We start from the raw sequence: 24,744 nt of genomic DNA, 5'->3' as shown, positions 1-24,744 counted from the left end.
ACACTCGTCCCTGCCCGGCGGGTCAGCTCCGGCCGGCGATCCCGCCGGCCGGACGGGCGGCGGGCCGCCGGGGCGCGAGGCCCTCGATGACCAGCGCGATGATGCGGTCGGCGAGGTCCTCGGGCAGCGGCGCGTCGGGGCGGTGGACGGTGCGTACGAGCATGGGGCCGAGGAAGAGGTCGTCCATCAGCTCCACGTCCGTGTCGTCGCGCAGCTCGCCCGCCTCGACGGCGCGGCGTACGGCGGCGACCATCGCGAGGCGGCGGGGGGCTATCACGGTGCACTGGTACTCGTGCCAGAGCTTGGGGTGGCTCTTCATCTGCGCGAACACGTTGTGCAGCAGCACGGAGGAGCGCTGGGCGAGGCCGCGGGTGCGCATCGACTCCAGCAGGACGCGCAGGTCGCGCAGGCCGCCGGTGCCGGAGACCTCCGGTTCCGGGGGCTCGATGGCGCGCAGCACGTCGACGAAGAGCTCCTCCTTGCCGGACCAGCGCCGGTAGATGGTGGCCTTGCCGACGCCGGCGGTGCGGGCGATGCGCTCGATGGAGAGGGCGGCGAGGGGTTCGCCGGCCTCCAGCAGCTCCACGACGGCGTCCAGGATGGCCCGCTCGGCGGCGGCGCTGCGCGGCCGTCCCCGGCGCGGCTCGTGCTCGTCGCCGGGTTCCGGGGCGCCCTCCGGGGGGTCGGGAACCTCGCCGGACCGCTCGTCCGGTGCCTGAGCCTGCACGTGAAACCACCTTTCGCCGCCCCCGATTCTCGCCGACGCGCGAGGCGTCCGGCTCTCATGGGTGAACCGGGCCGCGCGGGGCGGCCCGGTTCACCCGAAGGGTTCAGCCGTACGCGGCCGGGGTCATCGGCCGGCGCCCGCCTTCGCGGGGCTCTCCTCGCCGTGTACGGGCTGCTGGGCGGCCGGTTCGCGGCCGGGCAGCCACAGGGCGACCACGAGCGTGCCGATCAGGGCGACGGCGGCCGAGCCGATGGCCGTCACGTGCATGGCGCTCATGAACGCGTCGTTCGCGGCGCCGACCAGCGGGGCGCCCTTGGGGCCCAGCTTCTCGGCGACGGCGAGGGTGGCCTCGATGGACTCCCCCGCCGCGTCCCGGGCGCCGGCGGGCAGCGCGCCGAGGTGGTCCTCGATGTCGCCGCGGTAGACGGTGGAGAGCACCGAGCCGAGCACGGCGATCCCGAGGGCGCCGCCGACCTGGCGGAACGTGTTGTTGACGGCCGAGCCGGAGCCGGCCTTCTCGCGCGGCAGGGCCTGCATCACGGCGACGGTGACCGGGGGCATGACGTGGGCCATGCCGGTGCCCTGGACGAAGAAGACCACGCACATGACCCAGACCGGCGTGTCGGCGTCGAACAGCGCGAACGCGGCCAGGCCGAGCGCCACGGCGAGCATGCCGGCGGTGCAGACGGCGCGGGCGCCGAAGCGGGCGACGACGATCCGGGCGCGGGGCGCGAAGAGCATCTGGGCCACGGCCAGCGGCAGGATCAGCAGCCCGGACTGGAGGGCGCTGTAGCCGCGCACGCTCTGCATGTAGAAGGCGGAGAAGAAGGTGACGCCCATCAGCGCGAAGAAGACGAGCGCGATGGCGGCGACGGCGGCGGAGAACGCGGGCTTCCTGAAGTACGAGATGTCGATCGCCGGGCTGGCGCTGCGCTTCTCGTGGAGGACGAAGAGCACCAGGACCGCGAGGCCGCCGACGACCGGGAGGAGGACCGTGACGTCGGTGAAGTCGGCGAGCTCGCCGCCGCGGATGATGCCGTACACCAGCAGCACCAGGCCGATGATGGAGAGCACCACACCGACCGGGTCGAGCCGGCCCGGCTTCGGGTCCTTCGAGTCGGGCACCAGCCACACCATGGCGGCCAGGGCGATGATCACGACGGGCACGTTGACCAGGAAGATCGAGCCCCACCAGAAGTGTTCGAGGAGCAGGCCGCCGGTGATGGGGCCGATCGCGATGCCGAGGCCGACGCTGCCGGCCCAGATGCCGATGGCCTTGGGCTGCTCGTCGCGCTCGAAGACGTTCATCAGGACGGCGAGCGTGGCCGGCATGACGAAGGCGGCACCGAAGCCCATCAGAGCGCGCCAGGTGATGAGCTCGCCGGGCGAGCCGGACATGGCGGCGAGGGCGGAGCCGATGCCGAAGAGGGTGATGCCGAAGAGCAGGACCTTCTTGCGGCCCAGGCGGTCGCCGAGCAGGCCGGCGGTGAAGAGGAGGCCGGCGAAGACGAGCGTGTAGGAGTTGATCGCCCACTCCAGCTCGCTCTGGGTGGCGCCGATGCCGGTGGGCGAGGGGGAGGCGATCGTCTTGACGGCGACGTTCAGGATCGAGTTGTCCAGCACCACGATGAGGAGGCTGAACATCAGGACCACGAGAATCGCCCAGCGGCGGCGGTGGACCGCCTCCGGTATCTGGGACACGGCGGGAGCGCCGGACGGTGTGGACATGAGCAGCAGCCTAAGGGCATTCCGATACGAGACCGTCTCGTATTGTAAATTCTTTACCGAGGGCAGGCCCTCGGGCCGGGCCGCGCGTCCCACTTCCCGCGACCGGCTCCGGGATGCCACCATGGAAGCGGTCCGGGGACGCCGTCAGGGCGCCTCGAGATGACGAAGGAGCCACCTGCCATGTCGCTTCAGGCTGCGCAGAACCAGTCCGCCACTCCCGCGGGTACCCCCTCCGACAGCAGCAAGGCGCTGTACGGGGGCAAGAGCAACCGCCGGGTCACCGTCCACGACATCGCCGCCGCCACCGCGCGCGGCGAGAAGTGGCCCATGCTCACCGCCTACGACGCGATGACCGCGTCCGTCTTCGACGAGGCCGGCATCCCGGTCATGCTCGTCGGCGACTCCATGGGCAACTGTCACCTCGGCTACGAGACCACCGTGCCCGTCACGATGGACGAGATCGCCATTCTGTCCGCCGCCGTCGTCCGGGGCACCCGGCGGGCCCTGATCGTCGCCGACCTGCCCTTCGGGGCGTACCAGGAGAGCCCGGTCCAGGCCCTGCGCAACGCCACCCGGCTCATCAAGGAGTCCGGTGTCGGCGCCGTCAAGCTGGAGGGCGGCGAGCGCAGCCACGAGCAGATCAAGCTCCTGGTCGACGCCGGCATCCCGGTCATGGCCCACATCGGCCTGACCCCGCAGTCCGTCAACGCCATGGGCTACCGGGTCCAGGGCCGCGGCGAGGAGGCCGCCCAGCAGATGCTGCGCGACGCCAAGGCCGTGCAGGACGCGGGCGCGTTCGCCGTCGTCCTGGAACTCGTACCGGCCGAACTGGCCGCCGAGGTCACCCGTACCCTGCACATCCCGACCATCGGGATCGGCGCCGGGCCCGACACCGACGCGCAGGTGCTGGTCTACACCGACATGGTCGGGCTGACCGGCGGCAAGGTGCCGCGCTTCACCAAGCAGTACGCCGACCTGCGGCAGATCCTCGGCGACGCCGCGAAGGCGTACGCGGAAGAGGTCGTCGGCGGCACCTTCCCGGCCCCGGAGCACACCTTCCACTGAGGCCGTTGGAGGTGCGCCCCCTCGGGCACCACCGGTAACGACGACAGCCCGCCGACTTCCCCCGTCGGCGGGCTGTCGGCCGTTGTCGGCGGCTATAGGCAGGCTGTCGGCCCGCTGTAGGCGGGCTGTCGGTGGCGGCTGGTCTAGTAGTCGGCATGACGCGAATCGACAAGAACCCCCGAAACGGCGGGACCGGCGGAAACGCCGTAGAGGTGCGGGGACTGGTCAAGCACTACGGCGAGACCAAGGCCCTGGACGGCGTGGACCTCGATGTGCGCGAGGGCACCGTCCTCGGCGTGCTCGGCCCCAACGGCGCCGGCAAGACCACCCTCGTACGCTGCCTCTCCACGCTGATCACGCCCGACGCCGGGACCGCGGTCGTCGCCGGCTTCGACGTGGTGAAGCAGCCCCGCGCGCTGCGCCGCACCATCGGCCTGACCGGCCAGTACGCCTCGGTCGACGAGAAGCTCTCCGGCTGGGAGAACCTCTACATGATCGGGCGGCTGCTCGACCTGCCCCGCAAGAAGGCGCGGGCCCGGGCCGACGAGCTGCTGGAGCGCTTCTCGCTCACGGACGCGGCGAAGAAGGCCGCGATGGAGTACTCCGGCGGGATGCGCCGCCGGCTCGACCTGGCCGCCTCCATGATCGGCAGCCCGGCCGTCCTCTACCTCGACGAGCCGACGACGGGGCTCGACCCCCGTACCCGCAACGAGGTCTGGGACGAGGTGCAGCGCATGGTCGCGGAGGGGGCGACCGTGCTCCTCACCACCCAGTACATGGAAGAGGCCGAACAGCTGGCCAACGAGCTGACCGTCATCGACAAGGGCCGGATCATCGCCCGCGGCGGTGTCAACGAGCTGAAGGCCAAGGTCGGCGGCCGCACCCTGCAGATCCGCCCCTCGGACCCGGCCGAGCTGGCCCCGATGGCGCAGGCGCTGCGGGAGACCGGTCTCGACGGTGTCGCGGGCGCGCAGGCGGTTCCGGACGAGGGCCTGCTCTACGTACCGATCCTCAGCGACGAGCAGCTCACCGCCGTCATCGGCCTGCTCGGCACCCGGGGCTTCTCGCTGGCGCACGTCGCCACCGCGCTGCCCAGCCTGGACGAGGTCTTCCTCGCCATCACCGGCGACAAGGCCACCGTCACCGACACGATTCCCGAGGAGGTCGCGGCATGAGCACGACGACTCTGACGCCCACCCCCACCGACACGCCCGTCGCCGCGCCGGCCGCCAAGCTCCACGACGAGGGCGGCATCGGCCTGCGGAACAACCTGCGCCACATCGGGGCCCTGGTCCGGCGCAATCTGCTCCAGATCAAGAAGGATCCGGAGTCGATGTTCGACGCGCTGCTGATGCCCGTCATCTTCGTGCTGCTGTTCGTGTACGTCTTCGGCGGCTCGGTCGGCGGCAGCATGGGCGGCGGCCGGCAGGAGTACCTGAACTACCTGATCCCCGGCCTGATGGCGATGATGGGCATGAACATCGCCATGGCGGTCGGCAGCGGTGTCAACGACGACTTCCGCAAGGGGGTCATGGACCGCTTCCGTACGATGCCGATCGCGCGCTCCTCGGTGCTCGTCGCCAAGATCGTGGTCGAGCTCGGCCGGATGATGGTCGCCACGCTCATCCTGCTGGGCATGGGCTTCGCCCTCGGCATGGAGCTCCACGGGTCCGTGCTCGGACTGATCGCGGCGATCGGCCTGTCGGCCGCGTTCGGCGCCGCCATCATGTGGATCTTCATCCTGCTCGGCCTGGCCATGAAGACGTCCCAGGCGGTTCAGGGAATGGGGATGCTGGTCATGATGCCGCTCCAGTTCGGTTCCTCGATCTTCGCCCCGCCCACCACGATGCCGGGCTGGCTCCAGGCCTTCACCGACTACAACCCGCTGTCGAACCTGGCGGACGCCGCGCGCGGTCTCATGATGGGCACCTCGCTCGGCCACTCCGTGTGGCTGACCCTCGGCTGGGCCGTGGCCATCACGGCGGCCGTGGCCCCGCTCGCCGTCTCCAAGTTCCGCAAGAAGTCCTGAGTTCGGATCCCTACGGGTTCGGTTCCGATCGCGCGTCCGCGAGGGCGGCGGCCTCCTCCAGAGAGAGGCCGCCGCCCTCGGCGTATGCGGCCTCGTAGGCGGCGTCGCCCAGCCGGCCGCGCACCAGAGCCTCGGCGCGGGCGAGGTTCTCCCGCTCCATCGTGTTCATGAAGTGGCCCTCGGGCAGGTGCACCCGGCCGGCGCCCAGCAGCCGCGCCGCGATTCCGGCCTCCTCCTCGCCGCCGAGCCCGCCGAGCGCCCAGGCCAGGATGACCAGGTTGATCACCGCCATCTGCGGCGCGACCATCTGCGTCAGCGGGTCCTGTACGCCCTTCAGGGCCCGCCGGCTCTGCTCCAGCGCGCGGGCGTACTCGCCGTCCTGGTTGTCCAGCCAGGCCAGGCCGCCGAGGACGAAACCCTCGAACACCGCCATGGTCTCGGAGGCGAACTCCTCCTGGAGGCGGGCGAACTGCTCGCGAGCCTCGGTGGTCCGGCCGCACCGGCCCAGCCACATCGCCAGGAACAGCCGGGCCGCCGGCCTGGCCTCGTGCCCGGTCTGGCGTTCGTCGGCCAGCACCTCGCGCATGATCGCCTCGCCCTCCTCGCCCCGGCCGAGCTCGGTGAGCACGGAGGCGTGACGGATGCGCAGTACGGAGACCTGGGCCAGGGCGCCCAGCCGCTCGGCCGAGCGGATCGCGGCCTGGTAGTCCTCGGCCGCCCGCGCGTAGGAGCCCTGCTTCTCGTTGGCCTCGCCGCGCGAGGAGAGCGCCTCGGCCATGCCCCACTCGTCGCCGAGCCGGGTGAAAATCGCCAGGCTCTCGTCGGCGTCCCTGTGGGCCTCGCCGGCCCAGTCGGGGCGGTTGGCCAGCACGTTGGCCCGCATCTGGAGGGCGGCGGCGAGCTCCCACTCGTAACCGAACTCGCGGGAGCCGCGCACCGTCTCGTCCAGCAGGTGCCGCAGGTCGGCGACGCCGCCGGTCAGCATCACGGCGTAGAACCAGAGCGAGGCGGGGCTGCGGCAGGTCTGCGGCTGGCCGGCCCGGTACGTGGCGACGATCGCCCGCAGCCGGGCCATGCTCTCCTCGTTCGTCCACTCGTCCATCGCGTGGTCCATGCTGACCAGCTGGATCAGTGTCACCTGCCGCCGCGCCTCCTCCAGCAGCTCCTGCCGCATGGGCGGGGGCGCGTCGGTGCAGCGCTCGTGGAGGGAGGGCGCCGGCTCCACGGGCATGGCGAACGGGTCGGGGCCGAGGGCGGCCGCCGCGTCCGCCCAGTGCAGGGCATCGCCGCGCAGGTTGCGGATCTGCCAGTACCAGGAGAGCGACAGCACCATGCACAGCGCCTCCTGCTCGTCGCGTGCGGCGACGGCGTGGCGCAGGGCGGTTCGCAGGTTCTCGTACTCGCGCTGGAGGAGCCCGACGGCGGCGAGCTGTCCGGTGCCCCGCAGCAACGGGTCGGTCGTACGGGCCAGCTCGCGGAAGAACACCAGGTGCCGGCGCTCGACGGCGTCCCGCTCCCCCGACTCCTCCAGCCGCTCCGCCGCGTACTCGCCGACGGTTTCCAGGAGCCGGTAGCGCATCTGTCCGTCCTCCGCCGGGGCGGCCACCACGAGGGACTTGTCGACGAGGGAGCCCAGCAGGCGGGCGGCGTCGCCCGCCCCGCCGGTCCCGTCGGCGCAGACGGCCTCGGCGGCCTCCAGGGTGCAGCCGCCGGCGAAGACGGAGAGCCGGCGCAGGGTGACGCGCTCGTCGTCGTCCAGCAGCTCCCAGGACCAGTCGACGACGGCCCGCAGGGTCTGCTGGCGGGGCAGCACGGTCCGGCTGCCGCTGGTCAGCAGCCGGAAGCGGTCGTCGAGCCGGTCCGCGATCTGCTGCGGGGTGAGCATCCGCAGCCGGGCCGCGGCGAGTTCGATGGCGAGCGGCAGCCCGTCCAGACGGCGGCAGATCTCGGCCGCGGCCGCCGCCGTCGCCTCGTCCGCGTCGACCCGGAAGCCGGGCCGGGCGGCGGCCCCGCGCTCCGCGAGCAGCCGCAGCGCGGTCGGGTCCGGCAGCGGGTCGACCGGCCGGACCGCCTCGCCCGGCACGCCGAGGGGTTCCCGGCTGGTCGCGAGGACGGTGAGCCGGGGGCAGCGGGCCAGCAGGTGGTCGGCGAGGGCGGCGGCGGCCTCGATGACGTGCTCGCAGTTGTCCAGCAGGAGCAGCATGCGGCGCCGCGAGCAGTACTCGGTGAGCCGGGCCGTGGACTCACCGGCGGCGCGCTCGTCGCCGGAGGCCCGCTCGGCCGCCCGGAACTCCCCGGAACCGGCCCCGCTGAGCACCGTCTCCCGCGCCCCCAGTGCGGCGAGCACCGCCTCCGGCACGGCCTCCGGATCGTCGACGGGGGCCAGCTCGGCGAGCCAGATGCCGTCGGGCCAGGTGCCGGGGTCGACGGTGTCCGCGACCTCCTGCGAGAGCCGGGTCTTGCCGGCCCCGCCGGGCCCGAGCAGGGTGACGAGCCTTCCCTGCGCGAGGTCGCCGCGCAGGGCCTCCAACTCGCGTTCCCGGCCGACGAAGCTGGTGAGCCGGGCGCGGAGGTTGCCGAGGGCGGCGGGCGCGGGTGTCGCCGCCGGCGGACGATCCTGCCGCAGCAGCTCCGTGTACAGGGCGGTCAGCTCGGCCCCCGGGTCGGTGCCGAGACGGTCCGCGAGGAGGGTGCGGACCTCGTCGTACGCGGCCAGGGCCTGGGCGGTGCGCCCGGCGTCGCGCAGGGCGCGCAGGCGCAGCGCCTGGAGGGGTTCGTCGAGGGGGTGCTCGCCGCAGAGCGCGGTCAGTTCCGGCAGCACCTCGGGGGCCCGGCCGAGCCGGAGCGCGGCGGCGAGCCTGTCCCGGCGGGCGTCGAGCCGGCGGGCCGTCCAGCGGGCGGCCTCGGTGTGCCGGTCGGGCAGGTCGGCGAGCGCGGGACCCCGCCAGAGGGCGAGTGCCTCGTCCAGGAGGCCCAGGGCTCGGGCCGGGTCGCCGGACGCGAGGGCCCTCGCGCCCTCACCGGCGAGCCGCTCGAAGCGGAAGAGGTCGACGGCCTCCGGTTCGGCGGCCAGCCGGTAGCCGTTCTCCGCCGATGCGACGGCCTCGTGCCCGATGGCCCGGCGCAGCCGCCCGACCAGTGCCTGGAGCGCGCCGGCCGCGTCGGCGGGCGGTTCGCCGTCCCACACCTCGTCGACGAGCACGCCGACCGGGACCGTGCGGCCGGGCCGCAGCGCGAGCACGGTGAGCAGCGCGCGCAGCCGCGCCCCGCCGACGGAGAGGGCCGAGCCGTCGTCGCGGAGTGCCTGGGTCGTGCCGAGGATGCCGTAGCGCACGCGCCCATTCTCCGTGACCCCCGCCGCCGTCCGCACAGCCGCCCCGCCCCTGCTCGTCATGGGCCCACCCTTTCCGGTCCCGGGGCGGGAAGCGAACCGTTTCCGCCGTGTCGCCGTCAGTCCCCCGGCGTCGCGGGCTCCGCCGCCCCGACCGCGTACCCGGGCACGGACGGCCAGCGGACGGTGAGCACCACGGACTCCTCCTCCGCGACCCAGGAGTGATCGACGCCGACGCCCCACACCACGTAGTCGCCCTGCTCCTCCAGCAGCACGCTGCGCCCGGGCAGCTCCACCCGGAACCGCCCGCTGATGAGCACGAGCAACGCGGTCCGGCTCTCCCCCCCGCACCCACCGCGCCCGCTCGTCGCCCACGGGGTGGACGCCCCACTTGATCTCGACGTCCTCGCTGTACCGCGGATCCCCCGCGTCCTTGAAGTGCCCGAGGATCCACCCGCGGTCGAGCGCGGCGTCCTTGCCGGCGTTGCCCACGTACACGTTGTCGTTCACGTGGGGACGCTAGCAGTGGACCGGGAGCCTCCGGTTCAGCCGCGTTCGAAGCAGTGGAGGCGGCCGATGGCCGAGAAGCCTCTGCGTTCGTACCAGTGGCGGGGCCAGTCCGTCGCGTCGGCGGTCAGGAACCGGGTGGCGCAGCCCCCGTCGGCGGCCAGGCGCAGGGCGGTGGCGAGGACCGCGTCGGCATGGCCGCGTCCGAGGTGGGCCTCGGAGGTGACCAGGTCCTCGATCTGGGCGATGCCGGTTGCCGGGTCCAGGTAGAGGTCCGCCCACGAGGCGACTTCGCCCTCCACGGTGCGGGCGCCGAGGAAGCGGACGTCGTCGGCCCCGCGGGGGCGGGCCTCGCGGCGGTCGACGAGGTGCCGTACGACCTCGTCGTCGACGTCCGGGAGCATCCCCCTCCACCGCCGGGTGAGCGGAGCGCGGAGCGCGTCGAGGTCCACCTCCTCCGCACGCCCGCCGGCCGGCACCGGGCCCGCGTGCAGCATGACCAGGTAGACGGAGTGGGTGTATCCCGCGCGGGTCATCGGCTCCGCGCACGCCTGGCCCGTCTCGTCGTCGAGGACGGAGACCAGCCGGTGCGGCAGCGGGGCCAGCGCCTCGTCCACGACGGAGGGCAGCGTGCCGGGGTCGACGGCCCGGTCGATGACGACCTGATTGTTCGCGCGGGAATGCGCGAACTCGTCGTCGTACACGGCGAACCCGCCCGGAAGGCCGGCGACCCGCTCGGCCTGGCGGCGGGCGAAGGCCGCCAGGAAGGCCCTGATCCGCCGCAGTTCCGCACTCGTCATGCGGGGAGTCTAGGCAGTGTTGACCATGCCCGCCTTCGGGTTACCGTGCAGCGCTTAGGCTCTGGGCCATGGCAAGCGCAGCGCAGCAGCGGATCAGTCCGGTCTTCCTCGGGATCGCCGCCGTGACGGCCGTGGCGGGGTGGGGAGTGTGGTCGGGGTTCGCCGAGCAACCGGGGTTCGCGACGTTCCTGTTCGTCACCGGGGCGTGGGTCGTGTCGCTGTGTCTGCACGAGTACGCGCACGCGAGGACGGCGCTGCACAGCGGGGACATCTCGATCGGGTCCAAGGGCTATCTGACGCTGAACCCGCTGAAGTACACGCACGCGCTGCTGAGCATCGTGCTGCCGGTACTGTTCGTGATCATGGGCGGGATCGGGCTGCCCGGTGGTGCGGTGTTCATCGAGCGGGGCCGGATCCGCGGGCGGTGGCGGCACAGCCTGATCTCGGCGGCCGGGCCGCTGACCAACGTGCTGTTCGCGGTGGTGTGCACCGCGCCGTTCTGGCTGGACGCGCTGGACGGGGTGCCCCCCGCCTTCCGTAACGCGCTGGCCTTTCTGGCGCTGCTCCAGGTGACGGCGGCCATCCTGAACTTCCTGCCCGTACCGGGTCTCGACGGCTACGGGGTCATCGAGCCCTGGCTGTCGCACTCGGCCCGGCGGGCGGTCGAGCCGTTCGCCCCGTTCGGCCTGATCGCGGTCTTCGCCCTGCTGTGGGTGCCGGAGCTGAACCGGGCCTTCTTCGACGCGGTCTACGCGATCCTGAGGGGCCTGGGCGTGCACGGGTTCTGGACGGACTGCGGCCTGGACGCGTACCGGTTCTGGCAGGGGGCGAACCCGGTGTGCGAGGTGGCCGGTTAGGGCCTTTCCTGTGGATCAGGGCGGATCAGGGAGCGGGCTCCGGTGCCGTGCATCGCAAGGCGGAGGATTGAACCAACGCGGAGCGTTGGTGATTGACGACGACGCCGCGAGGCACGGAGCCCGCGAGCCCGGCATGATCCAAAGGAGGGGCCCTAGGCGCTGCGGTCGGCCGTCGCGGTGCGGCGGCGGCGGACGTAGTACCAGGCCATGTTCGAGGAGAGGCCGACCAGCAGGACCCAGACGATGCCGATGAGCACGCTGCCCTGGACGAAGGACGTCACGGCCGCGGCGAGCGCGAGGACGCAGACGACGAGGGCGTAGAGGGCGAGGCGGGGCATGGGGGTGGCTCCTGTCGGGGGGCTGTGCGGTCCTGACCAGTGTCCCCCATGCTCCCGGCCGCCCGAAGGAGGGTGGGCCCGGCTCACACGTCCGTGGTGCGGAGTCCGGCGTGGGCCTTGTAGCGGCGGTTGACGGAGATCAGGTTGGCGACCAGGGACTCGACCTGGTGGGCGTTGCGCAGGCGGCCCGCGAAGATGCCGCGCATGCCGGCGATGCGGCCGGCCAGGGCCTGGACGATGTCCGTGTCGGCGCGGGCCTCGCCGAGCACCAGGACGTCGGTGTCGATCTCGTCGATCGTCTCGTCCTGGAGCAGTACGGCGGAGAGGTGGTGGAAGGCGGCCGTGACGCGGGAGTCCGGCAGCAGGGCGGCGGCCTGCTCGGCGGCGCTGCCCTCTTCCGGCTTCAGGGCGTAGGCGCCCTTCTTGTCGAAGCCGAGCGGGTTGACGCAGTCGACGACGATCTTCCCGGCCAGCTCCTCGCGGAGCGATTCCAGGGTCTTGGCGTGGCCGTCCCACGGCACCGCGACGATCACGACGTCGCTCTCCCGCGCGCAGGTCGCGTTGTCCGCGCCGCGTACGCCGTTGCCCAGCTCCCCGGCCGCCGCCTCCGCGCGGTCCGCGGCGCGGGAGCCGATGATCACCTGCTGGCCCGCGCGGGCGAAGCGGTACGCGAGGCCGCGGCCCTGCGGTCCCGTGCCGCCGAGCACGCCGACGGTCAGGCCGGACACGTCCGGCAGGTCCCAGGGGTCCTTGGCGGGGGGCTTGGGCGCGCTGCCGCTGTCATTCGTAGTCATGGCCCCGACACTACTGCCAGGTACGCCAGGTACGGGGCAAAGCCCGGGGGCCCGCGCCGCCACCCGTACGGATGGCTGTCCGGCCTTTCGCCGGTGCCGGGGCCCCGGCATGGTGCAGGATGCCGGGCCATGGATGCCGTACGTGTGGCGCTACTGCGTGAAGTGCTCGCCAGGACCCAGTGGCCCGCCGCCGCCCGGCGGTTCGCCGGTGCGCTCCGCTCCTCCGTGGTCCCGCACGGCGGCGGGCTGCTGCTGGTGGGGACCGAGGTCTACGAGCCCTGGCACCTGGCGGCCCATCTGGTCGACGAGTCCACCTGGTCCGGGCTGCCCGAGCTCCGCCCCACCCTGGTGCGCCACCGCGTGGAGCCCGGCGACCCGGCGCACCTCGCGGTCGGCCTAGGCCGGATCGAGGCGGCCGGGCGGGGCGAGACGCTGCTCGTGGTGACGCCGGAGCGTCCGGGCGAGGGGCTCCTGGAACGGGTCCACGACGCGCGGCGGGCCGGGGCGACGGTCCTCTCGCTGGACAACGGCGACCCGCAGGTGCGCGGGCTCGCCCATGAGGCGCTGTCCGTGACGGACGGGGACGACGTGGACCTGGACACCGTCCAGCACCTGGTCAGCGCCGCCGCCGGGGAGAACGGCGCGCCCGTCCCGCGCACCGGCCGCCGCACGTTCCGCGACCGGCTGTCCCGGCTCGCGGACCAGCTGACGGCTCCCCCGCCACCCCGCTGGTGAGCGGGCCCGGGTTCGCTGATGAGCGGGCCAGGGCCCCGGGAAACCCGCTTGCATACTCCACGTATCACGACAGACCATGTCTCCTCGTGACCTCTCGCACCTCCCTCGCCGCCAGGCTGGCCGCACTGCTTCCCGACCTCTCGCCCTGGCGTTCGTCGGCCGACTTCCGGCTGCTGTGGGTGCAGGGGATCGTCACCTACTTCGGCAGCTTCATGGCGCTGATCGCGCTGCCGCTCCAGATCAAGGACCTCACGGGCTCGCCCCTCGCCGTCGGCGCGATGGGCGCGGTGGAGCTGGTGCCGCTGGTCATATGCGGCCTGTACGGGGGCGCCCTCGCCGACGCCGCCGACCGGCGGAAGATCATCCTGCTCACCGAGGCCGGGCTGGGGCTGCTCGCGGTGATCCTGCTGGTGAACGCGGCCCTGCCCGACCCGATGCTGTGGCCGCTGTACGTGGTGGCGGGCGGGGTCTCCGCGCTCGCCGGGCTCCAGCGGCCCGCGCTGGACTCGCTGATGGCCCGGATCGTGCCGCACGACCAGCTGACCGCGGCCGCCGCGCTGAACTCGCTGCGCTGGCAGGCCGGGGCGATCATGGGCCCGGCGCTGGCCGGTCTGGTGGTGGCCTACGCCGGGCACGCCACCGCGTACGCGATCACCGTCGTCACCTTCGCCGTGTCGGTGCTGATGTGCCGCGGGCTCGCCCCCGCGCCGCCCGCCGAGAAGGGGCGGAAGCCGTCGCTGCGCGGCATCGTGGAGGGCGCCCGCTACGCCTGGAGCAGGCCGGTGCTGCTCGGCACGTACGCGATCGACATGGCCGCGATGTTCTTCGCGTTCCCCAACACCATCTTCCCGTTCCTCGCGGACGAGCTGGACGCCGACTGGTCGCTGGGCCTGATGTACGCGGCGGGCTCGGTCGGCTCGCTGGTGCTCGGTCTGACCAGCGGCTGGACCTCGCGGGTGCGCCGGCACGGGCTGTTCGTCGTGTTCGGTGCCGGCGTCTGGGGGCTCTCGATCGCGGCGGCCGGCTGGTTCGGCAACGTGTGGCTGGTGCTGGTCTGCCTCGGGTTCGCCGGGGCGGGCGACATGCTCAGCGGGCTCGGCCGGTCGACCATCTGGAACCAGACGATCCCGGAGGAGCTGCGCGGCCGCCTCGCGGGCATCGAGGTGCTCTCGTACAGCGTCGGACCGCAGCTCGGCCAGGTCAGGGCCGGCGGCATGGCCGGGTGGACGGGGACCAGGCCCGCGATCTGGACCGGCGGCGTGGCGTGCGTCGCCTCGGTGGCGCTGCTGGCGGCGGCGCTCCCGAAGCTCCTCACGTACGACTCGGCGACGGACGAGGACGCGCTGCGCAGGCGTGCCCGGCACGCGGAGGGCGTGGACGTGGAGGCGGCGGCCTGAGGCATGGGCGTGCGGCCGTGACCGGCCGCGCGCCCGGCCGCCCCAGCGGCCCCGCCCCGCGCCCGAAGGCCCGGCGGCCCCGTCAGCCCGCCTGGCCGTCCTCGTCCTGACCCTTGCGGTCGTGCCACTTGGGGTCGGTGTCCCACTCCAGGTTCCGTTCCTGGGCGGTCTCCATCGCGTGCTGCGCCTCCTGCCGGGAGGCGTACGGGCCGAAGCGGTCCTTCGCCGGGCACTCGGGGCCTTCTTCGACCTTCTTGTGCTCCAGGCAGTAGAACCACTCGCCCGGCTTGCCGACCGTGCGCTTCTTGAACAGGGCCATCATCGGATCCTTTCCTCTGTGCCATGGTGCCCCGGACACGCTGGTTAGACTCGCTGGCATGTCTGGCCAGTCGCTGCTCGTACCAGGGGAGATCACTCCCGTCCGTTCCGTGCCCGGAAACATCCGGCGCCCCGAGTATGTGGGCAAGCCGGCTCCGACGCCCTACACCGGGCCGGAGGTGCAGGACGCCGACACCGTCGAGCGCATGCGCGTCGCGGGACGGATCGCCGCGCAGGCGATGGCCGAGGCCGCCAAGCTCATCGCCCCGGGTGTCACGACGGACGAACTCGACCGCGTCGCCCACGAGTTCATGTGCGACCACGGGGCATACCCGTCGACGCTGGGCTACCGCGGCTTCCCCAAGTCGCTGTGCACCTCGCTCAACGAGGTGATCTGCCACGGCATCCCGGACTCCACCGTGCTGCGCGACGGCGACATCGTGAACCTCGACGTGACCGCGTACATCAACGGGGTGCACGGCGACAACAACGCCACGTACCTCTGCGGTGACGTCGACGAGGAGTCGCGGCTGCTCGTCGAGCGCACCGAGGAGTCGCTGCGGCGCGCGATCAAGGCCGTGAAGCCGGGCCGGCAGATCAACGTGATCGGGCGGGTCATCGAGTCGTACGCGAAGCGCTTCGGGTACGGCGTGGTCCGGGACTTCACCGGCCACGGGATCAACACCTCGTTCCACTCCGGGCTCATCGTGCCGCACTACGACAGCCCGCACGCCACCACCGTGATGAAGCCCGGCATGACGTTCACCATCGAGCCGATGCTGACGCTCGGCAGCCACGACTACGACATGTGGGACGACGGCTGGACCGTGGTGACGAAGGACCGCAAGCGCACCGCGCAGTTCGAGCACACGCTCGTCGTGACGGAGACCGGCGCGGACATCCTCACGCTCCCGTAGCCTCCACCGCGGGTATCAGCACATCCCGGCACCACTGGCGGAAGCCGGTGGGGGCCGGGGCGTCCAGGGTGCGCCACTCGGGGTCGTAGATGCCGTCCTCCTGGGCGGCGGCCATGTCGAGCAGGCCCTGGGCCCACGCCTCGTGCATCCCGTACCGCGTCAGCGTCGCCCGGTACTCCTCGTCGTCGGGCCGTTCGAAGCGGACCGGGCGGTCCAGGACCTCGGACAGGACCTGGGCCATCCCGGCGGGCGTCAGGGAGTCCGGGCCGATCAGCGGGACCGTCTCCTGCCCCGACCAGGAACCGTCGGCGAGGAGGCGGGCGGCCTTCGCGGCGATGTCGCGGGTGGCGACGAGCGGCAGCGCGCGATCCGGGGCGGCCAGGACGGACAGCACGCCCTCCGTCCTCAGCGCGCCGGCCTGGTGCAGCAGGTTCTCCATGAAGAACGGCATCGCCAGGGCGCGGTAGCCGACCCCGGTGCTCTCGATCAGCTCGTCCATCGCGAACGCGGCCGACAGCTGCCCCGCATGCTTCCCGTATCCGCGGCCCAGGCTGCTGACGCCGACGACTCGGCGCACGCCTTGCTGCCGCAGGGCCTCGCAGGCCGGGCGGGTGAAGCCGAGGTAGTGCTCCTCGATGTCGTCGGCGCGGGGGTTCGGCGGGACCAGCCACAGGACGCTGTCGGCCCCCTCGAACGCCTGGCTCAGCACCCGCGGGTCGCTGTGGGAACCCTGGACAATCTCGACGCGCTCGCGCGCCTCGGGGGCGATCTTCGCGGGGTCGCGGGCGATCACCCGCACCTTCTCGCTGCCGTCGAGCAGCGCATCGAGCACTTGGCGGCCGATCTGGCCGGTGGGGGCGGTAACGACGATCACGGGAACCTCCGAAGCGGGCATGGCGGTGGACGCGGACACGGCACGCCGGCGGATCGCCGGCAACTCACCGTTTCCACTGATAACGGTTGCACGCTAACGCCGATAGCGCAAACCGCTAACACAATTCCGTTATCATCGGAAACCATGGAGACCGAGCGCCCCGCCCCCGCCGATAGCAACCGCCAACGGATCATCGCCGCCGCCACCCGGCTGCTCGCGGAGGAAGGGCGCGAGGCGGTCTCGACCCGGGCCGTCAGCGCCGCGGCCGGCGTCCAGGCGCCCACCATCTACCGGCTCTTCGGGGACAAGCAGGGCCTGCTCGACGCCGTGGCCGCCCACGGCTTCGCGAGCCACATCGACGAGAAGGCCGCGCTGGAACTCTCGGGCGACCCGGTGGAGGACCTGCGCAGGGGCTGGAACTTCAACACGGAGTTCGGCCTGGCCAACCCGGCCCTGTACACACTGATGTACGCCCAGCCCAGCCCCGGCACCCCCTCCCCCGCCGCCACCGCCGCACTGGAGATCCTCGGCGCGCACGTCCACCGGATCGCCGAGGCCGGACGCCTGCGGATCGACGAGGCGCGCGCCACCCACCTGGTGCACGCGGTGGGAGGCGGCACCACCCTCTCACTCATCGCCACCCCCGAGGACCGCCGGGACATGAGCGTGTCCCGGCTGGCCAGGGAAGCCGTCATCGCCGCGATCACCACCGAGGCGCCCGCCTCCCCGCCCCCCGGCCCGGCCGCGGCGGCCGTGGCCCTGCACGCCCTCCTCCCCCGGACCGGCGCCCTGACGGCGGGTGAGCGCGCCCTGCTCGGCGAACTGCTCGACCGCATCTCGACCGCCCCCGACGAGAGCCGCTGACCCGGAGCCGACGGGAGCGCCCGCACCCCGGCCGGATCCGCCCACCCCTGCCGCACCCGCACCCCGGCCGGATCCGCCCACCCCTGCCGCACCCACACACCGGCCGGATCCGCCCACCCCTGCCGCACCCGCGCCGGACCGTCCGGCGGCACGTCCGCAGTTCCCGACAAGCCGTCGGCAAAGAGTTGACTTAGGTATACCTGAACAGGAAGATCGAGCCATCGGCCCGCGCCACCGCGGACAGCTGCGGCGGGCCGATATTTCCGTCTCTTCCCGGACTCCCCGTCCCTCTCGGCCCCGGAGGCCCGCCTTGGACGCAACCGTCACCGCCACGCCCTTCTCGACGCTGATCCGTACGGCGTCCCACGAGCAGCACACCGAGGCGGAGACCTCGACGTTCATGGGCGACCTGCTCGGCGGGCGCCTCGGGGTGGACGCGTACACGCGCTACACCGAGCAGCTGTGGTTCGTGTACCGGGCGCTGGAGGAGGGTGCCCGGGCGCTGGCCGCCGACCCGGTCGCCGGGCCGTTCATACAGCCGGAGCTGATGCGCACCGCCGAGCTGGAGCGCGACCTCGCCCATCTGCGCGGTGACGGCTGGCGCGAGGGCCTGGAGCCGCTGCCGGCCACCGCCGCGTACGCCGGGCGGGTCGCCGAGTGCGCCCGCACCTGGCCCGCCGGGTACATCGCGCACCACTACACGCGCTACCTGGGCGACCTGTCGGGCGGTCAGATCATCCGGGACAAGGCGGAGAAGACCTGGGGCTTCGCGCGCAAGGGCGACGGGGTACGGTTCTACGTCTTCCAGGAGATCTCCAACCCCGCCTCCTTCAAGCGGGGTTACCGCGAGCTGCTTGACGCGGTGAACGCGGACGACCTGGAGAAGCAGCGGATCGTGGAGGAGTGCAAGCGCGCCTTCGCGCTGAACACCGCCGTGTTCCGGGAGCTGGGCGAGGAGTTCCGCGCCGCCTGAGCCCTCTCGGCCCGTCAGCCGTGATGGGCCAGGACCACCCTGCCGCCGATCTCCACCGTGCCGTCCGGCGCGGGCGCCGTGAGGATCTGGGAGCCGCGGCCCTGTGTGATGTTGAGCGCGCGCCCGAGCTGAGCGCTCAGCAACAGGGCGGCGGCTCCCGTCGCTTCGTCCTCCGTGATCCCGTCGTCCCTGCGCGGGAAGGCGCGCGCCCTGACGCGTCCCGCCGCCTCCTCCTCCCACGCCCAGGCGTAGAGCCAGCCCTCGCCGGGCGGCGGCGCCGGGAGCGCGTCGACCTCGGCGGCCGACGCGTACTGCTGGAGGGTGCGCGGCGGCGCCCACTCGGGTCGGGCGGTGATCCAGCTGAACTCGCCGTCCTGGCGGGCGAACACGTCGCCCACCTCCAGCTCCAGGATCTCCAGGTCGAGCAGCCAGGCGGCGCCGACGACCGGGTGCCCGGCGAACGGCAGCCGGAGGCCCGGGGTGTAGATGTCGAGCTGCCCGCGCTCGGGGTCGTCGACGAACACGGTCTCGCTGAAGCCGAGTTTCCCGGCGAGATCCTGCCGGTCCGCGCGGACGGGGATGCGGCGCCCGTCGCGTACGACCGCGAGGGCGTTGCCGTGCCGGCCGTCGGGGCCGCAGAACACGCGCAGGACGTCGGTGCCGGCGGGTACGTCGTAGTCGCTCACGTCAGGCATTCAAGCACCCGCCCGGGCACCCGCCCCGCGAAAGGGCCTGCACCCGGGCGGCGATGCCGTCCGGGGGCGCGGATCAGGCGGTGGTACGGCGGCGGCGCGCCGCGACGACCGCTCCGGCACCGGCCGCCACGATCAGGCCCGAAGCGGCGAGCAGCGGCCCGTGGGCACGTCGGAGCCGGTGGAGGCCAGGGCCCCCGAGCCGCCGGTCGCGGTGTTCCCGCATCCCCGGACCGGAGTGCCGCTCGTGGTTCCGGACCTCCGGACTTGACCTGCGCATTACCTGTGCGAGGTTCGTCCATGGGTCGGCCGTGATCACTCCGTTTCCGGGCCCGGGCAGTGAGAGCTGAATCACTGCACGGGTGGGTGGCGGGCAGGTAAGCCTCGGTTAAGTTAGGTCCGCCTCACCTGCCTTTGTCCGGTCTCTTCCCTTCTTCTTCATCCCCATGTGGAGCCTCCATGCGAGCCGTTCGTCTCTCCGTCGTCACCGCCGCCGCCACCGCGGCCGCTCTGACCGCCGTCACGGGCTGCGCCGAGAAGAGCGACGGCAAGGGTGACGGGGCCGTCCAGGTCGTCGCCAAGGACGACTCCTGCGAGGTCTCGAAGACGAAGCTGCCGGCCGGGCACATCGAGCTGGCCGTGCAGAACAAGGGCTCCAAGGTCACCGAGGTCTACGTCCTCTTCCCGGACGACCGCATCGTCGCCGAGCGCGAGAACATCGGCCCCGGCACCAAGGCCACCATCACGGCCGAGATCAAGGCCGGTTCGTACGAGATCGCCTGCAAGCCCGGCATGAAGGGCCACGGCATCCGGCAGAAGATCGAGGTCAGCGGCGGCAAGGCGGCCAAGCGCAGCCCCGAGATGGACAAGGCCGTCGCCGCGTACCGCACCTACGTGCAGGCGCAGGCCGACGAGACGCTGCCGAAGGTCAAGGTCTTCACGGACGCCGTCGCCGCCGGTGACGTCGAGGCCGCGAAGAAGGCGTACGCCGACTCCCGTATCGGCTGGGAGCGCACCGAGCCCGTCGCCGAGTCCTTCGGCGACATCGACCCCAAGGTCGACGTGCGGGCGGACGGCCTGGAGGACGCCCAGAAGTGGACCGGCTGGCACCGCCTGGAGAAGGCGCTGTGGCAGGACAAGAAGCTGGGCGCCGAGGAGAAGGCGCTCGCGCCGGCCCTGTACAAGGACCTGACCGACTGGCAGAAGCGCGTCGGCACCGCCGACATCACCCCGACCTCGATGGCCAACGGCGCCAAGGAGCTCCTCGACGAGGTCGCCACCGGCAAGGTCACCGGTGAGGAGGAGCGCTACAGCCACACCGACCTCGTCGACTTCAAGGCCAACGTCGAGGGCGCCGAGCAGTCGTACGACCTCCTGAAGCCGATCGCGTCGAAGAACGACTCCGCGCTCACCGCCACCCTGGACAAGCGGTTCGCCGAGCTGAACAAGCTGCTCGACAAGTACCGCAAGCACACCTCCTCGTACGAGTTCACCTCCTACGACAAGGTCGGCAAGGCGGACCGCAAGGAGCTGTCGGACGCGGTCAACGCGCTGGCCGAGCCGCTGTCCAAGCTCGCCGCCGCGGTGACGAAGTAACCGGCCGAAGAGAGGCTCCGGGCATGACCGAGGAGACCCCCGAGGCGCCCCGCGACGGCAACGCCCCGTCGCGGCGGGCCCTGCTGGGCTGGGGCGGTGCCGGGCTCGCGCTCGGCGCCGCGGCCGCCGGTGTCGGCGTCGCCGCGGCCCGCTCCGGCGACGGCGCCCCGGCCGCGGACAGCGGCGCCGCGGTGCCGTTCCACGGCGCGCACCAGGCCGGTATCGCCACCGCCGTCCAGGACCGGCTGCACTTCGCCGCGTTCGACGTGACGACGAAGGACCGGGCCGAACTGGTCGCGCTGCTCAAGGAGTGGACCCGGGCGGCCGAGCGGATGACGGCCGGCCACGCGGTCGGCGACGGCGCCTACGGGGGCCTCGCCGAGGCCCCGCCGGACGACACCGGCGAGGCGCTGGGCCTCAAGCCGTCCCGGCTCACGCTGACGGTCGGCTTCGGACCCTCGCTGTTCGCGAAGGACCGCTTCGGTCTGGAGGACCGGCGCCCCGCCGCGCTCGTGGACCTGCCGAAGTTCCCCGGCGACAACCTCGACAGGTCCCGCAGCGGTGGCGACCTGTGCGTCCAGGCGTGCGCGGACGACCCGCAGGTGGCCGTGCACGCCATCCGCAACCTCGCCAGGATCGGCATGGGCCGCACCGCGATCCGCTGGTCCCAGCTGGGTTTCGGCAAGACGTCGTCGACCACGCCGGACGCCCAGACCCCGCGCAACATGCTCGGCTTCAAGGACGGCACCCGGAACATCTCCGGCACCGACACGGCAGCCCTCGGCAAGCACGTGTGGGCCGGGAAGGGGGACGGGCCCGACTGGATGACCGGCGGCTCGTACCTGGTGGCCCGGCGCATCCGGATGCACATCGAGACCTGGGACCGCACCTCGCTCCAGGAGCAGGAGGACGTCTTCGGCCGCGACAAGGGCGAGGGCGCGCCGGTCGGCAAGTCCAAGGAGCGCGACGAGCCGTTCCTGAAGGCGATGCTGCCGACCGCGCACGTGCGCCTCGCCCACCCGGACAGCAACGACGGGGCGACGATCCTGCGCCGGGGCTACTCCTTCACGGACGGCACCGACGGCCTCGGCCGGCTCGACGCGGGGCTGTTCTTCCTCGCCTACCAGCGCGACACCCGCAAGGCGTTCGTTCCTCTGCAGCGGCGCCTGGCGGCACACGACGCACTCAACGAGTACATCCAGCACGTGGGTTCGGCGCATTTCGCCGTCCCGCCGGGCGTCCGCGACAAGGACGACTGGTGGGGCCGGGCGCTGTTCTCGTAACGGGACTCGAAGCGGAAAGGGAACCGACACGTGTTCAGCAACTTCCTGATCGGGCTGCGTGAGGGCCTGGAGGCCAGCCTGGTCGTCTGCATCCTCATCGCGTACCTGGTGAAGACCGGCAACCGCGACCGGCTGCTGCCGATCTGGATCGGTGTGGCCGTCGCGGTCGTCGTCAGCCTCGCCTTCGGCGCCGGGCTCGAATTCGGCTCGCAGGAGATGACGTTCAAGGCGCAGGAGGCGCTCGGCGGTTCGCTGTCGATCGTCTCGGTGGGCCTGGTGACGTGGATGGTCTTCTGGATGCGGCGGACCGCGCGCCACCTCAAGGCGGAGCTGCACGGCAAGCTCGACGCGGCGCTCGCCATGGGCACCGGCGCGCTCGTCGCCACCGCGCTCCTCGCGGTCGGCCGGGAGGGCCTGGAGACCTCGTTGTTCGTGTGGCGCGCGGTGCACGCGGCGGACGACGGCTGGCACCCGATGATCGGCGCGGTCCTCGGCATCGCCACGGCGGTGGTCCTGGGCTGGCTGTTCTACCGGGGCGCGCTGAAGATCAACCTGGCGAAGTTCTTCACCTGGACCGGCGGAATGCTGGTGGTCGTCGCCGCCGGTGTGCTGGCGTACGGGGTGCACGACCTCCAGGAGGCGGAGTTCCTCGGCGGCCTGCAGAACCGGGCGTTCGACATCAGCTCCACCATCCCGCCGGACAGCTGGTACGGCACCCTGCTGAAGGGCACGTTCAACTTCCAGCCGGACCCCACCGTCCTCCAACTCAGCGTCTGGGCGCTGTATCTGGTCCCGGCCCTCGCGCTGTTCCTGTCCCCGGTAGGGTTCGGACGGTCAGTGGCGGCGGATCAGAAGGCGCGGAAAGCAACGGATGAGAAGTCTGAAGCCGGTGCGGCCGGTGACGGGACTCGCGGTGGCGACGGTGCTGGGCCTGACGGCGAGCGGGTGCGTGACGGTGCACGGGGAGCGGGAAGTCGTACCGGCGGCGACGAAGGCTGAGGCCGCCGAGGCGCTGAAGGCCTTCACCACCGCGTACAACGCCGCCGACAAGGCGTACGATCCGGCGCTGGACGCGGACGTGGTGACGGGCTCCCTCGGCGCCGTCAACCAGGCGGGGCTCAAGGCCCGGCACCGGATCGAGCCCACCGGCAACGCCCGGCACCGGCCGCTGGAGCTGAGCGACACCCGCTTCGTCATACCGAAGAAGGCGGGCTGGCCGCGCTGGTTCGTCGCCGACACGGACTCCAACCGCGACCGGGACCAGGGCAAGCAGGACACCCGCTGGCTGCTCGCGTTCGTCAAGTCGGGCCCGGACGCGGGCTGGAAGGCCGCCTATCTGTCGGTCGTCACGCCCGGTCAGGTGCCCGCCCTCGCGAAGGACGGCGACGGCGGGGCGGAGCCGGTCGCGGCGGACGGCCCCGGCCTGGTGGTGGCCCCGCAGGACCTCGGCACGCGGTACACGCAGTACCTGCAGAAGGGCTCGCCGGACGTCTTCGCGCCCGGGGCGGCGACCTCGCAGTGGCGCGAGGCGCGGCTGAACACCCGGCGGGCCGGGTTCTCGTACCAGTACGTCGACCAGCCGCTGGACGACGGTTCGTACGCCCCGCTCGCGCTGGCCACCGAGGACGGCGGGGCGCTGGTCTTCTTCAGCAGCAGGCACTACGAGCGGCAGACCGCCGCGCAGGGGTTGCGCCCGACGGTCGACCCCGATGTGGAGGCGCTGCTGACCGGCGAGGTGAAGAGCACGCTGACCAAGGAGCGGATCTCCAGCCAGCTGGTGTACGTGCCGAAGAAGGGCGCCGGTACGGAGCGGGTGGCCGTGCTCAACCGGCTGCCGGGCCTGACGTCGGCGAAGGGCTCGTAGGCCGCGGCCCGGTCCCTCCCGGCTACCGGCGCAGCGGCCAGGCCACCGATTCGTGGTCGACGTCGCTCTGCCCGGCGGAGCCCACGAAGCGGGCGCAGGCGTCCGTCAGCGTCTCCAGAAGCGTCAGCGGGTCAGGCAGCGGGTTCTCGGGACCGCGCAGCCAGGCGACGTCCAGCTCACCGGGGAGCTGGGCCGGCGGCAGCAGGACGTAGCTGCCCCGGCAGTGCCAGCGCAGGCCCGGGTGCTCGTCCATCGTCTCGGGGTGGCAGTCCAGCTCGCACGGCCACCACTCGTCCTCGTCCTCGGGGGTGCCGCGCGTCGCGGTGAAGAACAGCATCCGGTCGTCGCCGGAGCGGGCCACGGGGCCGACCTCGACCCCGGCGGCGAGGAGCCGCTCCAGGGCCTGCTCGCCGGCGGCCAGCGGGACGTCGAGGACGTCGTGGATCATGCCGGTGGCGGTGATGAAGTTGGCCTGCGGCTGGCTGCGGGCCCAGCGCTCGATCTGGGCGCCGTCGGTGGTGGACTGCGTCTGCCAGGCGAAGGAGAGCGGGTGCCGGGCCGGGGTCGGGCAGCCGATGCGTTCGCACGAACATCGGTAGCCGACCGGGTGGGCGGCGGGCGCGATCGGCATTCCGGCCTCCGCGACGGCCAGGAGCAGCGCCTCCCGTGCGGTCTCGTCGACCTCGCGCTGCTGCGGTTTGGCTCGTCGCCGCAGCCACTGGGAAATCTTGCTCTCCGAGCCGCGACCACGGCCGAAATCGGCGCCCATCTATCCCCTTGCCTTTGCGTTGCCCCTGCCCATGGTCCCACCATCCTGCGCCTCGGGTGGCCGGAGTCCGGAAGCGGGGTGGGACGGCCGATGCCGCACGCGGGGCGCTATCACACGCTTTGTCATGAAAGAGCACGTCCGGTGACGGGTCCCGGCCGGGCCGTGCGGCGCGCCACGGGCCGGTGCCGGCGCGAACCACCCGTTCGGACCACAGCGCGGGGCGCCCGGACGGCGCACCATGGGCTCACGCACACACCCGTGCGACGCACCGGCCGCAGCGGCCATG

The 24,744-nt window shown here is 72.6% G+C and carries 24 protein-coding genes and 1 pseudogene; 13 read left to right on the top strand and 12 right to left on the bottom strand.

Annotation, left to right across the window (positions count from 1 at the left end):
• Nucleotides 1-22 precede the first annotated feature (22 nt).
• On the bottom strand, nt 23-727 hold the full coding sequence (locus BLW14_RS22990; protein ID WP_093709082.1) for a TetR/AcrR family transcriptional regulator: 705 nt from the start codon (nt 725-727) through the stop codon (nt 23-25).
• Nucleotides 728-850: 123 nt separating this feature from the next.
• Nucleotides 851-2,455: a DHA2 family efflux MFS transporter permease subunit gene (locus BLW14_RS22985; RefSeq protein WP_093709081.1), complete on the bottom strand. Its 1,605-nt coding sequence runs from the start codon at nt 2,453-2,455 to the stop codon at nt 851-853.
• A 180-nt stretch (nt 2,456-2,635) separates the two neighbouring features.
• Between BLW14_RS22985 and panB the strand changes: the two genes are divergently transcribed.
• The 3 genes from panB to BLW14_RS22970 all read left to right on the top strand — a co-directional run bounded on the left by panB (nt 2,636) and on the right by BLW14_RS22970 (nt 5,549).
• Nucleotides 2,636-3,520: a 3-methyl-2-oxobutanoate hydroxymethyltransferase gene (gene panB, locus BLW14_RS22980; protein ID WP_093709080.1), complete on the top strand. Its 885-nt coding sequence runs from the start codon at nt 2,636-2,638 to the stop codon at nt 3,518-3,520.
• Nucleotides 3,521-3,675: 155 nt separating this feature from the next.
• Nucleotides 3,676-4,695 (top strand): ATP-binding cassette domain-containing protein, encoded by a 1,020-nt coding sequence (locus BLW14_RS22975; protein WP_093709079.1) that lies wholly within the window; start codon nt 3,676-3,678, stop codon nt 4,693-4,695.
• Nucleotides 4,692-5,549 (top strand): ABC transporter permease, encoded by an 858-nt coding sequence (locus tag BLW14_RS22970; protein WP_093709078.1) that lies wholly within the window; start codon nt 4,692-4,694, stop codon nt 5,547-5,549. Before BLW14_RS22975 ends, BLW14_RS22970 begins: the two co-directional genes overlap by 4 nt.
• Nucleotides 5,550-5,559: 10 nt before the next feature.
• Here BLW14_RS22970 and BLW14_RS22965 read toward each other — a convergent pair whose 3' ends face one another.
• From BLW14_RS22965 to BLW14_RS22955, 3 genes and pseudogenes are all read right to left on the bottom strand, one after another.
• On the bottom strand, nt 5,560-8,883 hold the full coding sequence (locus tag BLW14_RS22965) for an ATP-binding protein (RefSeq protein ID WP_093709077.1): 3,324 nt from the start codon (nt 8,881-8,883) through the stop codon (nt 5,560-5,562).
• Between the two features lie 116 nt (nt 8,884-8,999).
• Nucleotides 9,000-9,390: pseudogene (locus BLW14_RS22960) on the bottom strand (signal peptidase I).
• A gap of 35 nt (nt 9,391-9,425) precedes the next feature.
• Nucleotides 9,426-10,187, bottom strand: a complete 762-nt coding sequence (locus tag BLW14_RS22955; protein WP_093709076.1) for a GNAT family N-acetyltransferase — start codon at nt 10,185-10,187, stop codon at nt 9,426-9,428.
• 68 nt (nt 10,188-10,255) lie between these two features.
• On the opposite strand from BLW14_RS22955, the gene BLW14_RS22950 reads away from it, so the two are divergent.
• A complete protein-coding gene (locus tag BLW14_RS22950) occupies nt 10,256-11,044 on the top strand; it encodes a site-2 protease family protein (RefSeq protein ID WP_093709075.1) in 789 nt (262 codons plus the stop codon).
• A gap of 152 nt (nt 11,045-11,196) precedes the next feature.
• On the opposite strand, the gene BLW14_RS22945 is transcribed toward BLW14_RS22950, so the two are convergent.
• Complete coding sequence (locus BLW14_RS22945) at nt 11,197-11,382, bottom strand: hypothetical protein (RefSeq protein ID WP_093709074.1); 186 nt, start codon at nt 11,380-11,382, stop codon at nt 11,197-11,199.
• 83 nt (nt 11,383-11,465) lie between these two features.
• A complete protein-coding gene (gene npdG, locus BLW14_RS22940) occupies nt 11,466-12,176 on the bottom strand; it encodes an NADPH-dependent F420 reductase (RefSeq protein WP_093709073.1) in 711 nt (236 codons plus the stop codon).
• 129 nt (nt 12,177-12,305) lie between these two features.
• Between npdG and BLW14_RS22935 the strand changes: the two genes are divergently transcribed.
• Nucleotides 12,306-12,911, top strand: coding sequence for a hypothetical protein (locus tag BLW14_RS22935; protein ID WP_093709072.1), 606 nt, complete (start codon nt 12,306-12,308; stop codon nt 12,909-12,911).
• Nucleotides 12,912-12,997: 86 nt separating this feature from the next.
• Nucleotides 12,998-14,308, top strand: a complete 1,311-nt coding sequence (locus BLW14_RS22930) for an MFS transporter (protein ID WP_093709071.1) — start codon at nt 12,998-13,000, stop codon at nt 14,306-14,308.
• A gap of 82 nt (nt 14,309-14,390) precedes the next feature.
• Here BLW14_RS22930 and BLW14_RS22925 read toward each other — a convergent pair whose 3' ends face one another.
• A complete protein-coding gene (locus tag BLW14_RS22925) occupies nt 14,391-14,627 on the bottom strand; it encodes a hypothetical protein (protein ID WP_177154237.1) in 237 nt (78 codons plus the stop codon).
• Nucleotides 14,628-14,685: 58 nt separating this feature from the next.
• On the opposite strand from BLW14_RS22925, the gene map reads away from it, so the two are divergent.
• The gene (gene map / locus BLW14_RS22920) at nt 14,686-15,543 is read left to right on the top strand and encodes a type I methionyl aminopeptidase (RefSeq protein ID WP_026242711.1); all 858 of its coding nucleotides are present in this window, start codon (nt 14,686-14,688) and stop codon (nt 15,541-15,543) included.
• On the opposite strand, the gene BLW14_RS22915 is transcribed toward map, so the two are convergent.
• Complete coding sequence (locus BLW14_RS22915; RefSeq protein WP_093710824.1) at nt 15,530-16,417, bottom strand: NAD(P)H-binding protein; 888 nt, start codon at nt 16,415-16,417, stop codon at nt 15,530-15,532. The genes map and BLW14_RS22915 overlap by 14 nt on opposite strands.
• Before the next feature lie 144 nt (nt 16,418-16,561).
• On the opposite strand from BLW14_RS22915, the gene BLW14_RS22910 reads away from it, so the two are divergent.
• Nucleotides 16,562-17,281: a TetR/AcrR family transcriptional regulator gene (locus BLW14_RS22910; RefSeq protein WP_093709069.1), complete on the top strand. Its 720-nt coding sequence runs from the start codon at nt 16,562-16,564 to the stop codon at nt 17,279-17,281.
• Nucleotides 17,282-17,591: 310 nt separating this feature from the next.
• Nucleotides 17,592-18,254, top strand: a complete 663-nt coding sequence (locus BLW14_RS22905; protein WP_093709068.1) for a biliverdin-producing heme oxygenase — start codon at nt 17,592-17,594, stop codon at nt 18,252-18,254.
• Nucleotides 18,255-18,268: 14 nt separating this feature from the next.
• On the opposite strand, the gene BLW14_RS22900 is transcribed toward BLW14_RS22905, so the two are convergent.
• Nucleotides 18,269-18,940 carry a PhzF family phenazine biosynthesis protein gene (locus tag BLW14_RS22900; RefSeq protein WP_093709067.1) on the bottom strand — a complete coding sequence of 224 codons (672 nt, stop codon included), beginning with the start codon at nt 18,938-18,940 and terminating at the stop codon, nt 18,269-18,271.
• 82 nt (nt 18,941-19,022) lie between these two features.
• Complete coding sequence (locus BLW14_RS34590; protein ID WP_177153849.1) at nt 19,023-19,172, bottom strand: hypothetical protein; 150 nt, start codon at nt 19,170-19,172, stop codon at nt 19,023-19,025.
• A gap of 233 nt (nt 19,173-19,405) precedes the next feature.
• Between BLW14_RS34590 and efeO the strand changes: the two genes are divergently transcribed.
• Genes efeO through BLW14_RS22880 form a run of 4 tightly spaced genes read left to right on the top strand, consistent with a single transcriptional unit; the run spans nt 19,406 to nt 23,689 of the window.
• Nucleotides 19,406-20,542, top strand: a complete 1,137-nt coding sequence (efeO, locus tag BLW14_RS22895; RefSeq protein ID WP_093709066.1) for an iron uptake system protein EfeO — start codon at nt 19,406-19,408, stop codon at nt 20,540-20,542.
• Nucleotides 20,543-20,565: 23 nt separating this feature from the next.
• Nucleotides 20,566-21,825, top strand: a complete 1,260-nt coding sequence (efeB, locus tag BLW14_RS22890; protein ID WP_093709065.1) for an iron uptake transporter deferrochelatase/peroxidase subunit — start codon at nt 20,566-20,568, stop codon at nt 21,823-21,825.
• A gap of 30 nt (nt 21,826-21,855) precedes the next feature.
• Entirely contained in the window at nt 21,856-22,824 is a 969-nt protein-coding gene (gene efeU, locus BLW14_RS22885; protein ID WP_093709064.1) for an iron uptake transporter permease EfeU, read from the top strand.
• Nucleotides 22,739-23,689 (top strand): SCO2278 family lipoprotein, encoded by a 951-nt coding sequence (locus BLW14_RS22880; RefSeq protein ID WP_093710823.1) that lies wholly within the window; start codon nt 22,739-22,741, stop codon nt 23,687-23,689. The genes efeU and BLW14_RS22880 overlap by 86 nt, the downstream gene beginning before the upstream one ends.
• A gap of 22 nt (nt 23,690-23,711) precedes the next feature.
• On the opposite strand, the gene BLW14_RS22875 is transcribed toward BLW14_RS22880, so the two are convergent.
• Nucleotides 23,712-24,458 (bottom strand): bifunctional DNA primase/polymerase, encoded by a 747-nt coding sequence (locus BLW14_RS22875; RefSeq protein WP_093709063.1) that lies wholly within the window; start codon nt 24,456-24,458, stop codon nt 23,712-23,714.
• Nucleotides 24,459-24,744: the final 286 nt, after the last annotated feature.

The sequence above is a fragment of the Streptomyces sp. 2131.1 genome, from assembly GCF_900105515.1.
GTDB lineage: Bacteria > Actinomycetota > Actinomycetes > Streptomycetales > Streptomycetaceae > Streptomyces > Streptomyces drozdowiczii.
This window is presented reverse-complemented; position numbering and strand designations above follow the sequence as displayed.

What these genes read in the sequence shown, in the direction of transcription:
- BLW14_RS22985 (WP_093709081.1), bottom strand. Translation starts at nt 2,455, where the DNA reads ATGTCCACACCGTCCGGCGCTCCCGCCGTGTCCCAGATACCGGAGGCG.
- panB (WP_093709080.1), top strand. Translation starts at nt 2,636, where the DNA reads ATGTCGCTTCAGGCTGCGCAGAACCAGTCCGCCACTCCCGCGGGTACC.
- BLW14_RS22975 (WP_093709079.1), top strand. Translation starts at nt 3,676, where the DNA reads ATGACGCGAATCGACAAGAACCCCCGAAACGGCGGGACCGGCGGAAAC.
- BLW14_RS22970 (WP_093709078.1), top strand. Translation starts at nt 4,692, where the DNA reads ATGAGCACGACGACTCTGACGCCCACCCCCACCGACACGCCCGTCGCC.
- BLW14_RS22955 (WP_093709076.1), bottom strand. Translation starts at nt 10,187, where the DNA reads ATGACGAGTGCGGAACTGCGGCGGATCAGGGCCTTCCTGGCGGCCTTC.
- BLW14_RS22950 (WP_093709075.1), top strand. Translation starts at nt 10,256, where the DNA reads ATGGCAAGCGCAGCGCAGCAGCGGATCAGTCCGGTCTTCCTCGGGATC.
- BLW14_RS22945 (WP_093709074.1), bottom strand. Translation starts at nt 11,382, where the DNA reads ATGCCCCGCCTCGCCCTCTACGCCCTCGTCGTCTGCGTCCTCGCGCTC.
- npdG (WP_093709073.1), bottom strand. Translation starts at nt 12,176, where the DNA reads ATGACTACGAATGACAGCGGCAGCGCGCCCAAGCCCCCCGCCAAGGAC.
- BLW14_RS22935 (WP_093709072.1), top strand. Translation starts at nt 12,306, where the DNA reads ATGGATGCCGTACGTGTGGCGCTACTGCGTGAAGTGCTCGCCAGGACC.
- BLW14_RS22925 (WP_177154237.1), bottom strand. Translation starts at nt 14,627, where the DNA reads ATGGCCCTGTTCAAGAAGCGCACGGTCGGCAAGCCGGGCGAGTGGTTC.
- map (WP_026242711.1), top strand. Translation starts at nt 14,686, where the DNA reads ATGTCTGGCCAGTCGCTGCTCGTACCAGGGGAGATCACTCCCGTCCGT.
- BLW14_RS22910 (WP_093709069.1), top strand. Translation starts at nt 16,562, where the DNA reads ATGGAGACCGAGCGCCCCGCCCCCGCCGATAGCAACCGCCAACGGATC.
- BLW14_RS34590 (WP_177153849.1), bottom strand. Translation starts at nt 19,172, where the DNA reads ATGCGGGAACACCGCGACCGGCGGCTCGGGGGCCCTGGCCTCCACCGG.
- efeO (WP_093709066.1), top strand. Translation starts at nt 19,406, where the DNA reads ATGCGAGCCGTTCGTCTCTCCGTCGTCACCGCCGCCGCCACCGCGGCC.
- efeB (WP_093709065.1), top strand. Translation starts at nt 20,566, where the DNA reads ATGACCGAGGAGACCCCCGAGGCGCCCCGCGACGGCAACGCCCCGTCG.
- BLW14_RS22875 (WP_093709063.1), bottom strand. Translation starts at nt 24,458, where the DNA reads ATGGGCGCCGATTTCGGCCGTGGTCGCGGCTCGGAGAGCAAGATTTCC.